Source organism: Arthrobacter sp. 05L45_2, from assembly GCF_056397525.1.
The window spans coordinates 1-11,800 of sequence record NZ_JBFTNO010000103.1; the positions used below are offsets into that span (position 1 = coordinate 1).

The following is an 11,800-nucleotide window of genomic DNA, read 5'->3' on the forward strand; positions in this document are numbered from 1 at the left end:
GGACAAGTACCTCAAGGACCCCACCCAGGCCGCCCAGACGAGCTTCTGGGACCTGCTGGCCAACAGCTTCCCTGCGCTGATGAAGGGCCTCGGCAACACCGTCCTGGTCACCGCGATTTCCTTCGCCCTGGCCATGCTGATCGGCCTGTTTATGGGGTTCTTCAAGATCTCCACCAGCGTCATCCTGCGCGGGATCGCCACCACCTTCGTCAGCGTTTTCCGGGGGACCCCGCTGCTGGTCTGGGCGTTCTTCTTCTACTTCGGCATCCCGCAGCTCACCGGCCAGCCCATCGACATTTGGGTGGCCGCCGTGCTCACGCTCAGCCTCAACTCCGGCGCCTACATCACGGAGATCGTCCGTGGCTCCATCCAGTCGGTGGACCCGGGCCAGCTCGAAGCCAGCCGCAGCCTGGGCCTGGGCTACGCGAAGTCCATGCAGAAAGTGGTGGTCCCGCAGGCCTTCAAGATCATGACACCTTCGCTCATCAACCAGCTGATCATCATGCTGAAGGACAGTTCGCTGCTGCTCGCAATCGGCTTCGCCGAACTGCTCTACCAGGGCCAGCAGATCTACGCCGGCAACTTCAGGATCACCGAAACCCTGCTGATCGTCGCGGTGATGTACTTCGTTGTCATCATGCTGCTGACAAAGCTGGCCAACGTCGCGGATAAGAGGTTCAACAAATGAGCACGGCAGTCACTGCACCCAGCAAGATCTCGGTCCGGGAGCTGAAGAAGTCCTTCGGTTCCAACGAGGTCCTCAAAGGCATCAACGCCGAAGTGGCCGAAGGTGAGGTGGTGTGCGTGATCGGTCCCTCGGGCTCCGGCAAATCCACCTTCCTGCGCTGCCTAAACAAGCTTGAGGACATCACCGGCGGCCACGTCACGGTGGACGGCTTCGATGTCACCGATCCTAAGGTGGACATCAACGAGGTCCGCCGGCACATCGGTATGGTCTTCCAGCACTTCAACCTGTTCCCGCACATGTCCGTCATCGAGAACATCATGCTGGCACCCGTGGAATCGAAGAAGCAGAGTAAGGACCAGGCCCGCGAGAACGCCCTGAAGCTCCTGGACCGCGTCGGGCTCGCGGAGAAGGCCGACGCCCGCCCGGCGTCGCTCTCCGGCGGCCAGAAACAGCGCGTGGCGATCGCCCGGGCCCTGGCCATGAACCCGGACATTATGTTGTTCGACGAAGCCACCTCGGCGCTGGACCCGGAGATGGTGGGCGAGGTACTGCAGGTCATCAAGGACCTCGCACGCGAGGGTATGACGATGGTGCTGGTCACCCACGAGATGGGCTTCGCCCGCGAAGTGGCCGACCGGGTCCTGTTTATGGCCGACGGGGTCATCTGCGAGCAGGGCGGACCGGAGGACCTCTTCGGCAACCCGCAGCAGGAGCGGACCCGGGAGTTCCTCTCCAAAGTCCTGTAGGCGCTGTTCCTGCTGTCCGGGCCGTCCCCAAGGGGCGGCCCGGACGCGGATAAGCTGGTGTGATGGCAGGACACGTGTGGCTGATCGCCCTGAAGAAGCTCGACGACGACGCCCGCGCCATCAAGCTCGGCGAGGTCGCCGGCCTTGAGCTCGGGGCAGGCCAACGCCGGTTTGTCGGAGACCCGTTGCGGATGATGCTCCTGGGYCTGGAAGAGGAGAGCCGCCACCCCTACGTCATGGACTCCAACGGCTCGGCCGTCGGCGTCGTGACCCTGCAGTCCGGCGCCGGGCGCGCCGCAGGGTGGGCCGATGACGGATCCGCCTGGCTGCTGCGCGGCTTCCTCGTGGACCACCGGCAACAGGGGCAGGGATTCGGCACCGCGGCCGCGGTGGCGGCCGTCCGGGAAGCGGCCCGGCTGACCGCCACGCTGGGCGGTGACCAGCGCGGCGTCGTGCTCTCCGTCAACGAGGCAAACCCGGCCGGGCAGGCCGCCTACCGCAAGGGCGGCTTCGAAGACCGCGGGCAGTACCTCGGCGGCGACGCGGGGCCGCAGCGGACCATGTACCGGGGGTTCTGAAGGGCCGGCCGTAGACTGGCGCCCATGACAGCAGACGCGGAAGTGGACCCCCGGACCGAGCCCTTACAGCACGCCGATGAGCGCACCACCCTCACCGGTTTCCTGGCCTGGCAGCGCCAGACCCTGGAGCTGAAGTGTGCCGGCCTGACCCCCGATGAGCTGGCCCTTGCTGCCGTTCCCCCGTCCACCCTCTCGCTCCTGGGCCTGGTGCGGCACCTGGCCGACGTCGAGCAGTATTGGTTCCAGCAGGTGCTGGCTGGCGAGGATGTCCCGGCACGGTTTCATTCTGCCGCCGACCCTGACGGCGACTTCGACGGCGCAGAGCCCACGGCCGCGGGCGTGGCGGAGGGGTGGCAGGCCTGGCGCGAGGCCGTGGACTTTGCCGACTCGTTTGTCGCCTCGACGCCGGACCTTGGCTTTACCGGCACAGACCGGCGGCGCGGTCCCATCTCGCTCCGCTGGTTGCTGGTGCACATGATCGAGGAGTATGCCCGCCACAACGGCCACGCCGACTTCCTCCGGGAACAGATCGACGGCAGCACGGGGGAGTGACGGGGGCGGGGTCTGGGAGCCAGGGCGGGCCGGACGGTCGGGCCACGCGGTCACGGGGTCGCACAGGGGAGGCCGGCAGCCCTTGACGGGGGAAGCCCGGTCCGCCGATAGTGAAGACCGGACCCACAGGGAGAGGTGCGCCATGGGCAAAGCCGGGACGACCGTCGAACCGATTGTGCAGGAGCTGCACCTTCCGGCCGGCTTGGCGGGGCCGGATGCGATAGCCGTCGACGTGCGTTGCTTCCTGGTCCCGCACGCCAAGGGACTTCTGTTGGTCGATGCGGGTCCGCAGGGAAGCGCAGGGCCGATAGCGGCGGCCCTGGCCAGACTTGGTGCTGCTTGGAGCGACATTTCAGACGTTGTGCTCACCCACTCCCACCCGGACCATACGGGCGGCCTCGGCGAGGTGCTCGAGGAGTGCCCCACTGCGCGGGTCTGGGCGGGCGCGGCGGATTGCGCGGCCATTGCCGCAGGTGCCGCGTTGCAGCCGTTGAATGACGGCGACCGGGTCCGGAATCTCCAGGTGCTGGCAACTCCGGGCCACACGCCGGGGCACATCAGCCTGCTGCACGACGACGGCATCCTCTTCGTCGGCGACGCTGTCGCGACCGTCGGGGGCACCATGCGACGGGCGCCGGAGGTGTTCACAGCTGACGCCGAAGAGGCCGAAAAATCCCTGCGGCGGCTCGGATCGCTTACCGCAGGACGGTGGCTCTTCGCGCACGGACCCGAGGTCCCCGACCCCGCCGGCGAGCTGAGCGCACTGCTGCAGGACAGGCATTGACGCCGCCATTGACCTCCGCCGCCGTGGTCAACTAATGTTGACGCCGGAGGTGCGCGATGGAGACATTAATCGGAGCGATGGGCGGCAAAGGTCCCGCCGAGGCACTCAACGCGGTTGCCGAATTCCGCAAGGAGCTGGCTCGAACAGAAACCGAGGCGGTCCTGCGGGCGCGCCAGGCCGGACTCTCGTGGGAAGCCATAGCCGTCTGTCTTGGCGTGAGCAAGCAGGCGGTGCACAAGAAGTACGGACGTCGATAGGCCGGCCGGTAAAGGTGCTGCCTGGGCGCCCGGAACAAAGAAAGACCGGCCCGGGGTAATTCCCGGGCCGGTCTTTGTGCTTACGGCTCGCCGTCCAATGGACCAGGGCCGTGCAGGCGCGCCGCGGGCTAAACCCGGGGCGGCCGCACGCTTTGGCTAGACGCCGTAGTAGAGCTCGAACTCGTACGGGTTCGGGCGCAGCGACAGCGGGCGGATTTCGTTCTCGTACTTGTACTCGATCCAGGTGYCGATGAGGTCCTGGGTGAAGACGCCGCCGGCCTGCAGGAACTCGTTGTCCTCGGCGAGGGCATCCAGGGCTTCCTCGAGCGTGCCCGGGGCCTTGGGGATGTCCTTGGCTTCCTCGGCGGGGAGCTCGTAGAGGTCCTTGTCGATCGGAGCCGGGGGTTCGATGCGGTTGCGGATGCCGTCGATACCGGCCATCAGCTGGGCAGCGAACGCCAGGTATGGGTTGGAGGAGGGGTCCGGCGCGCGGAACTCGATGCGCTTGGCCTTCGGGTTGGAGCCCGTGATCGGGATGCGGATACCGGCGGAGCGGTTGCCCTGCGAGTAGACCATGTTGACCGGGGCTTCGAAGCCCTTGACCAGGCGGCGGTAGGAGTTCACCGTCGGGTTGGTGAAGGCCAGGACCGCGGAGGAGTGCTTCAGCAGGCCGCCGATGTACCAGCGGGCGGTGTCGGACAGGCCGGCGTAGCCCTTCTCGTCGTAGAACAGCGGCTCGCCGCCGTTCCACAGCGACTGGTGGCAGTGCATGCCCGAGCCGTTGTCACCGAAGACCGGCTTCGGCATGAACGTGACCGATTTGCCCCAGGCATCGGCGGTGTTCTTGATGACGTACTTGAACTTCTGCAGGTCATCTGCCGCGTGGGTCAGCGTGGTGAACTTGTAGTTGATCTCAGCCTGGCCGGCGGAACCGACCTCGTGGTGGCTGCGTTCGACCTCAAGACCGGCCTCGTCCAGGGCGATGCACATGGCGTCGCGCAGGTCAGCCTGCTTGTCTGTCGGGGCCACCGGGAAGTAACCGCCCTTGACGGGGGTCTTGTAGCCGAGGTTGCCGCCCTCTTCCTCGCGGCCGGAGTTCCAGTGTGCTTCCTCGGAGTCGATTTTGTAGAAGCTGCCCTGCGGGGAGGACTGGTACTGGACGTTGTCGAAGACGAAGAACTCGGCCTCGGGAGCGAAGAACGCGGTGTCGGCGATGCCGGTGGAGGCCAGGTAGGCCTCAGCCTTCTCGGCCACGCCACGCGGGTCGCGGTGGTACGGGTCGCCCGTGCGCGGGTTGACGATGGAGAAGTTCAGCGCGAGGGTCTTCTCAATGCGGAAGGTGTCAACGAACGCCGTCGTCACGTCCGGGATGAGCTGCATGTCCGACTCGGCGATGCCCTGGAAGCCTCGGATCGACGAACCGTCGAAGAGCTGGCCGTTGACGAAGAAGTCCGCGTCCACGCTCTTGGCGGGAACGTTGAAGTGCTGCTGAACGCCCGGCAGGTCGGTGAAGCGGATATCAACGAATTTGATGTCTTCGTCTTTGATGAACTTGAGGACTTCGTCCGCAGTCTTGAACATCTATGCTCCTTACGCATATAAAAAGATCTGGCCGTCAGGCCGTGTGGTCCAGCGCAGTACACCCGCCGGGCGAACGCAGTTCACCCTGCCAGCGATGCCCTAGCAACTGTTACCACCCTAAGGACACGGGATTTCCCCTCGGTGTCCGCTTTGTTTCGGGCAGGTTACAGAATGCACTGACGTGTTAAACCTAGACGCTGTCCACAGTGTGGCCTATCCGCGTCCGCTGTGTGACCTACTTTCGTCCACGATGTGAACATGGGGACCCTGCGGTCCGGGCCTGGCCGGGACCCGTCCGAATGAGGTCCGTATGAGGCCAGGTGCCTTCCGGCCGCCGCGGGGTTGAGGCCCGGGAACCGATAGGCTTGGGGTGTGGTTGATCGTAAAGACATAGGCTCCTGGCTCAGCGGACCGGACACGTCCGGCATCTCCAAATACCCGGGCGAGCGGCTGGGCCTGCCCGAGTCCGGCCCGGGGTCGATCGCCCGCGCGGGCCGGCGAATTGTCGCCATCTGCATCGACTGGGGCATTGCCATGTTGATCAGCAACTTTGCCTTCGCCGGGGATTCCTGGGCCACCCTGGCCGTGTTCGCCGTCGAACAGGCGCTGCTGGTCGGGACCCTCGGCTACAGCATCGGCCACCGCGTCATGGGCATCCACGTCACCCGGCTCGACGGTGGCCCGGCCGGACCGCTCCCGGGCTTGGTCCGCAGCGTGCTGCTGTGCCTGGTGATCCCGGCTGTTATTTTCGACCCGGATCGCCGCGGTCTGCACGACAAGGCCATGAACACGGTGCTCGTCCGCCGGTAGCTTCTCACGTTTTGTGCCGGCGAGGGTGAGGGTGCCTTGCTTGGCGGCCCGGTGCCACTCCTGGCGCGATACCGACACTCCGATAGGCAAGTCATCGCCGCCGTGCGTGTCCAAAGCGCGTCGGTTTGCCGAAGATGGCCGCTATGACACCCGTCGAAGCGGCCATTTGTGGCGAAGCGTCTCGTTTCTGAGGCGTGGGTGGATTACGGGGGACTAGACCGACGTCGTCGTCCCAAGCAACCAACCAGGTGCCCGGGAATTGCCAACCGTGCCGCTGTGCCCTGGACCGCAGCCCAAATGTGGCTGCAGCGTCGCCGGGGGACGCACCTACAACGTCGATCTGCCGTATATGGCCGCTATGACCCCCGTCGAAGCGGCCATTTGTGGCGAATGGTGTGCGTCCGTTGACGTATGAGCTCTCCGGGGGCGTCGGACAACATCGTCGTCCCGCGCAACCAATCAGGTGCGAGGAATGCGCAACCGCGCCGCTGGGACGCACTTGCGACGCCGAATTGACGAATATGGCCGCTATGACACCCGTCGAAGCGGCCATTTGTGGCGAAGCGTCTCGTTTCTGAGGCGTGGGTGGGCTACGGGGGACTCGACCGACGTCGTCGTCCCAAGAAACCAACCAGGTGTCTGGGAATTGCCCAACCGCGCCGCTGTGCCTGCACAGCACCCCGAACCTGGCTGCCGCGTTCGCGGGGACGCACCTCCGACGTCGATTTGCCGCATATGGCCGCTATAGCGCCCTCAAAGCGGCCATTTGTGGTGATCGGATAGGAGTCGCGCAACCGCCGACGGCGACGGGACTAAGCAAGGGGCCGGCGTCGGAAGCGCGACGGTGCTGAGGTCGGCGTTGGAGGTTGTGGGCCGGTCGACCTTGGAGGCTGGCCTCAAGCCCGGCGGACCTGGATGCTGGCTCAAAGCCCGGCGGCCTTGGAGGCTGGCCTCAAGTCCGGCGGACCCCTGCCCCTAGACCCGGGCCGATTCCTCGACCGGCGTCGACGCGACTCCACGCGGCTCCGCTCCCAGGTGACCATGGCGGGCTGCCCAGTGCTCGAACCAGATGGTGGTGAACGGCAGCACGGCGGAGAGTCCGGCGAACAGTGCCACCCGGAAGGGCCAGCGCTGCTGCCGCCAGAGCACCAGGGCGGCGATCCCGTAGCCGATGAAGAACGCGCCATGGACCGGCCCTGCAATTTGCACGCCCAGCTCCGTACTGCGGAGCACCCACTTGAGGAACATTCCTACCAGGAGCGCCGCCCAGCTGCAGGCCTCGGCAACGGCAAGGATCCGGAAGGTCTTGATGACGGCGGACTTTGCGGGGAGCTTCATGGACAGTCTCCAGGGTCGGTGGTGGCTGTGGAAGTGGCACGGGGCAGGGGGCAGGTGACGGGTTGCTGCGGCGGACCGCACCGAGCCGGACCCGCGCGGAAGGCCCGTCCGCCGCTAAACAAAACCGCCCCGGCTGCCGGCGTGATGCCGGTACCCTGGGGCGGTTCTGGAAAGCTGGCTCGGCGCGATCCGGCTAGCGGCCGCGGGCGGCCTTGCGGTCGGGACGAGCCTTGTAGGGATCGATGCCCTTGGGGATCGGGAGGCGGTTGCCGAGGGAGGAGATGCGCTTCGAAACGGTGTTGACCTCGGTCTTGGTCAGCTCGTTCTTCATCTTGCCCATCTTCTTGGCGACCTGGCTGATCGGCACCTGGCCCTCGCCGCGGCCGCTCTCGATCACGTGGATGGTGACGTTGGGCAGGATGCGCGAGAGGCGCTTGCGTTCGCCGTCGATCAGCGGCTTGACGCGGTGGCTGGGACCTTCGCTGACCAGCACGACGCCGGGACGTCCGACGGCGCGGAACACGGCGTCCTGCGTCCGGGGGTTGACCGCCACGGGCTGGTCTTCCGTGATCCAGCCACGGCGCAGGGTGCCCAGCGCGGCGCCCGAGGCGCCCGGCTGGTTCTCAATCTGGGCGAACGCGGCACGCTCGGCGCGCCGCGACAGGATCAGTGTGGCGGCCAGGATGCCCAGCGGAATACCGATGATCAGGCCGGTGATCCAGTTGTCCAGCAGGAAGCCCACCAGGAAGCTGACCGCGACCACGCCGAGGAAGGCCAGAAGCATAAGCCACGGAACCATGGGATCGTGGCGGCGGGTCATCTGGAAGACTTCGCGGATCTGCTTCAGCCGGCTGGGCTTCTTCGCCTTGGCCTCTTTTGGCTTGCGGGAGAAGAGGCCGCGCTTCGGCTCGTCTGCAGAAGACGTGGACGTGCTGGAGTCAGGGAAATTCGCCATAGTGCCTTAATTCTACGTGATGCACGGCTCAGGGCCGGACACCTGATGGTCCGGCGCCGGCCCTGGGCGGCAAGGGTGTGCGGGGTCGGTCAGGAGTGTGCCGCGAGCAGCGAGCTGGCTTCCTGGCGGGTGCTGCCGGAGGACTCGATGTGGGCGAGTTCGGCGGGGATTTCCCAGCCCTTCTTGCGCATTGCGGTGGCCCAGAGGCGGCCCGCACGGTACGAGGAGCGGACCAGGGGACCGGACATCACACCGAGGAAGCCGATCTCGTCCGCTTCCTGCTGGAGGTCCACGAATTCCTGCGGCTTGACCCAACGGTCCACGGGGAGGTGGCGTTCGGACGGGCGCAGGTACTGGGTGATGGTGATCAGGTCGCAGCCGGCCTCGTGCAGGTCACGGAGGGCCTCGGAGATTTCCTCGCGGGTCTCGCCCATGCCGAGGATGAGGTTGGACTTGGTGACCATGCCGAGGTTGCGGCCCTGGGTGATGACGTCCAGCGAGCGTTCGTACCGGAACGCGGGACGGATGCGCTTGAAAATCCGCGGGACGGTCTCGACGTTGTGCGCGAAGACCTCGGGCTTGGAGTCACAGATCGCGGCGATGTGCTCCGGCTTGCCGGAGAAGTCCGGGATGAGGAGTTCGACGCCGGTGCCCGGGTTCAGTTCGTGGATCTTGCGGACGGTTTCGGCGTAGRGCCAGACGCCCTCGTCTGCGAGGTCGTCGCGGGCCACACCGGTCACGGTCGCGTAGCGCAGGGCCATGGACTGGACCGAGCGGGCCACCTTGGTGGGTTCGAACATGTCCACGGGGGAGGGCTTGCCGGTGTCGATCTGGCAGAAGTCGCAGCGGCGGGTGCACTCGGAGCCGCCGATCAGGAAGGTAGCCTCCTTGTCTTCCCAGCATTCGAAGATGTTGGGGCAGCCGGCCTCTTCACAGACGGTGTGAAGGCCTTCCTTTTTGACGAGGTTTTTGAGCTGGACGAATTCCGGGCCCATCTGGACCTTGGCCTTAATCCACTCGGGCTTCCGCTCCACCGGGGTGGCCGCATTGCGCTGCTCGATCCGCAGCATCTTGCGGCCTTCTGGTGCCAGTGTCACAGTAGGGCTCCTTCATGGTTTGCAACTAGGGCTTCTTCATTGTTGCGCAATTCCTCGATGACCCGCGACACGATGTCGGCCGGAGCGACGTCCCGGCCGGTCTCCTGCGCGATGGTGGTGACCCCCGCGTCGGTGATGCCGCAGGCAATAATCTGGCCGTAGGGGGCGAGATCGTTGTTGCAGTTGATGGCGAATCCATGCATGGTCACGCCTTCGTGCACGCGGATGCCGATCGCGGCGATCTTCCGGTCGGGTCCTTTACTGTCCTGTTCGATCCAGACGCCGGCCCGGCCCTTGATTCGCACGGCGTCGATGCCGTAATCAGCGAGGACTGCGATCATGACTGCTTCCAGGCGTTCAACATAGTCGCGGATCCCGGCTTTGTTCTTCAGTTTGATGATGGGGTAGCCCACCAGCTGGCCGGGGCCGTGCCAGGTGAGCTTGCCGCCGCGGTCCACGGGCACCACAGGCGTCCCGTCGAAGGGGCGTTCGTGGTCCTCGGTGCGCTTGCCAGCGGTGTAGACCGGGGAATGTTCGAGCAACAGAACGGTGCTGGGTGCGGTTCCGGCGACGACCTTCTCGTGGAGTTCGCGCTGGATTTCCCAGCCGCGGGTGTAGTCGACGAATTCCGGAGCGAGACCCAGCTGGGAGAACTCAAGAGTCATGGCATCCAGCTTAGTCCCCGGCGCTCCAGCGAACCGATTGTGTGGCCAAGCTCTCACACCTGTGGATAACTTCTGCGGAAATCCCGCGGATCGGCTATCCCTGAGGTATGGACAACAACGTGCCCGCCAATTCCCTATTCCCCGGCCAGACGCCGGAGGTTCCCGGGTACGACGTCGGACGGCGGCTGGGGCGGGGCGGCAGCGCCGAGGTGTGGCTCGGTACGGACCTTGCTTCCGGGCAGGAGGTGGCATTGAAGTGCCTGACAGCTGCCATTGCCGGCGGTGGCCCGCCGGAGGACGCAGCCCGGAGCGCTGACGCGGAGGACGCGCTGCGGCGGGAGGTCCGGATTCTCTCAGTTCTCGACCACGAGCACCTGGTCCGGGCACATGGTGTTGTTCGAAACGTGCTGTTCACTGCCCATGGCAAGCCGCTGCTGGCGGACCTCGGGGTGGCGCGGATGCTGGTCGATCCGCCGGCGGAGGGCCGGGAGGGCACCAAGGGCTTCAGCGACCCCGCGCCGGTGGACGCCGTCCGGGMCGGGTTGCAGCCGGAGCGCGATGTCTACTCCCTGGCGGCCGTGGGCTGGTTCTGCCTCACCGGCAGTGCGCCCGGTCCGGAGCCTGAGCGGCCGCCCCTGACGCTGCTGGTGCCCGGAGTCCCCGCCGAACTCGCTGACGCCCTGGATTCCGGCCTGAGCGCTGACCGCCGCCTACGGCCCTCCGCCGCGGAGCTGGCAACATCGATTTACCGCAGTGCCGCCGCCACACCCGTGGACCTCTCCGTCTCCGTGCATGCCAGCGTCCTACCGCAGCTCCTGACCCGCCGCTCGTTCCCRATGAGCGCACGGGAACGGCGGGCCGCGCGGCTGAGGGCCTTGCGGCACCGGATGCTGCCCGGACGGAATCGCGGGCACAACGCCCTGGCGCATTCCGCGCCGCGACGTTCGCCGGTTCCGGCAGGTGCCGCCGCAGCCGGCCCCGCCTCGTCGGCACGGCATGCCTCCCGCTCCCGGCGGCGCCTGGGCGGGCGGGACACGTGGGGCGGCCGCTGGACCCGGGGTGGCCGAGTCGGCCCTAGCCGAAACTCCGGCCGGACCCGGGCTCCAAGTGTGGGGACGGGCCGGGCTCCAGCTGTGAGGTCGACCCGACGGCGGCGTCCGGAGATCCGCAGGGCGCTGGCCACCGGTGTTGTGTCAGTCCTCGTCCTTGCGGCCGGAGTGTTCGGAACGCTGTTCCTTGCCGGAAAGCTGGCGGCGGGAGAATGGGCTGCGGAAGTGCGGGCGCCGGACGGCTCGGCCGGCCGGCAGGCTTCCGCCACCGCGCCCCCGCTTACTGGCCGCACCACACCGGCGGGCCCGAACCCACCGGCCGTCCCGAACCCACCGGCCGTCCGCCCGGAAACCCCCGGCTCTGTGCCCGAGGACCTGCGGGGGTTGCTTGCGGCGCCCCGGCCCGAGGAGGCGGTCCGCGGTCTCGCCGGTCTCCGGTCCTATGCCCTCAGCACGGGCAACGTCGGCCTGCTGGCACAGGTGAACGCGCCGTCGTCGCCTGCCGCGGCGGCGGATGCCCTGATCGGCTCCCGGCTGGCGGCGTCCGGGCACGCCCTCGACGGATTCGAGGCGCACCTGTCCGGGGTGCTGCGCCAACCGGAAAGCACCGGTACGCGGGCCGTGGTGGCCGTCACCGTGGCCTCCCCGGCCTATCGGGAACGCGACGCCGCGGGGACGGTGGTGGCCGACGGCGCCGCAG

General features: G+C 66.9%; 13 protein-coding genes. 8 read left to right on the plus strand and 5 right to left on the minus strand.

The features are described 5' to 3' along the window. The 6 genes from AC1DHD_RS09570 to AC1DHD_RS09595 form a co-directional block, all read left to right on the plus strand. Positions 1-688, plus strand: a 688-nt coding sequence (locus tag AC1DHD_RS09570) for an amino acid ABC transporter permease (RefSeq protein ID WP_476879483.1), incomplete at its 5' end; no start/stop codon positions are given. Then, positions 685-1,434: an amino acid ABC transporter ATP-binding protein gene (locus tag AC1DHD_RS09575; protein ID WP_476879484.1), complete on the plus strand. Its 750-nt coding sequence runs from the start codon at positions 685-687 to the stop codon at positions 1,432-1,434. The genes AC1DHD_RS09570 and AC1DHD_RS09575, both read left to right, overlap by 4 nt. Before the next feature lie 62 nt (positions 1,435-1,496). Next, complete coding sequence (locus tag AC1DHD_RS09580; protein ID WP_476879485.1) at positions 1,497-2,012, plus strand: GNAT family N-acetyltransferase; 516 nt, start codon at positions 1,497-1,499, stop codon at positions 2,010-2,012. A gap of 24 nt (positions 2,013-2,036) precedes the next feature. Continuing rightward, the gene (locus tag AC1DHD_RS09585) at positions 2,037-2,564 is read left to right on the plus strand and encodes a DinB family protein (RefSeq protein ID WP_476879486.1); all 528 of its coding nucleotides are present in this window, start codon (positions 2,037-2,039) and stop codon (positions 2,562-2,564) included. A gap of 142 nt (positions 2,565-2,706) precedes the next feature. Further along, entirely contained in the window at positions 2,707-3,348 is a 642-nt protein-coding gene (locus AC1DHD_RS09590) for an MBL fold metallo-hydrolase (protein ID WP_476879487.1), read from the plus strand. Between the two features lie 56 nt (positions 3,349-3,404). Further along, positions 3,405-3,605 carry an AsnC family protein gene (locus tag AC1DHD_RS09595; RefSeq protein WP_476879488.1) on the plus strand — a complete coding sequence of 67 codons (201 nt, stop codon included), beginning with the start codon at positions 3,405-3,407 and terminating at the stop codon, positions 3,603-3,605. A 156-nt stretch (positions 3,606-3,761) separates the two neighbouring features. On the opposite strand, the gene glnA is transcribed toward AC1DHD_RS09595, so the two are convergent. Then, positions 3,762-5,186, minus strand: a complete 1,425-nt coding sequence (glnA, locus tag AC1DHD_RS09600; RefSeq protein WP_476879489.1) for a type I glutamate--ammonia ligase — start codon at positions 5,184-5,186, stop codon at positions 3,762-3,764. Between the two features lie 372 nt (positions 5,187-5,558). Here glnA and AC1DHD_RS09605 point away from each other — a divergent pair, with 372 nt between their 5' ends. After that, positions 5,559-5,996 (plus strand): RDD family protein, encoded by a 438-nt coding sequence (locus tag AC1DHD_RS09605; protein WP_476879490.1) that lies wholly within the window; start codon positions 5,559-5,561, stop codon positions 5,994-5,996. A gap of 975 nt (positions 5,997-6,971) precedes the next feature. On the opposite strand, the gene AC1DHD_RS09610 is transcribed toward AC1DHD_RS09605, so the two are convergent. The 4 genes from AC1DHD_RS09610 to lipB form a co-directional block, all read right to left on the minus strand. After that, positions 6,972-7,334: a DUF3817 domain-containing protein gene (locus AC1DHD_RS09610; RefSeq protein ID WP_476879491.1), complete on the minus strand. Its 363-nt coding sequence runs from the start codon at positions 7,332-7,334 to the stop codon at positions 6,972-6,974. A gap of 193 nt (positions 7,335-7,527) precedes the next feature. Further along, on the minus strand, positions 7,528-8,289 hold the full coding sequence (locus AC1DHD_RS09615; RefSeq protein WP_476879492.1) for a DUF4191 domain-containing protein: 762 nt from the start codon (positions 8,287-8,289) through the stop codon (positions 7,528-7,530). 89 nt (positions 8,290-8,378) lie between these two features. Beyond that, positions 8,379-9,386, minus strand: coding sequence for a lipoyl synthase (gene lipA, locus AC1DHD_RS09620; protein WP_476879493.1), 1,008 nt, complete (start codon positions 9,384-9,386; stop codon positions 8,379-8,381). Continuing rightward, positions 9,383-10,051 (minus strand): lipoyl(octanoyl) transferase LipB, encoded by a 669-nt coding sequence (gene lipB, locus AC1DHD_RS09625; RefSeq protein WP_476879494.1) that lies wholly within the window; start codon positions 10,049-10,051, stop codon positions 9,383-9,385. The genes lipA and lipB overlap by 4 nt, the downstream gene beginning before the upstream one ends. Positions 10,052-10,170: 119 nt before the next feature. Between lipB and AC1DHD_RS09630 the strand changes: the two genes are divergently transcribed. Continuing rightward, the coding region (locus AC1DHD_RS09630) for a hypothetical protein (RefSeq protein WP_476879495.1) at positions 10,171-11,800 on the plus strand (1,630 nt) is incomplete at its 3' end.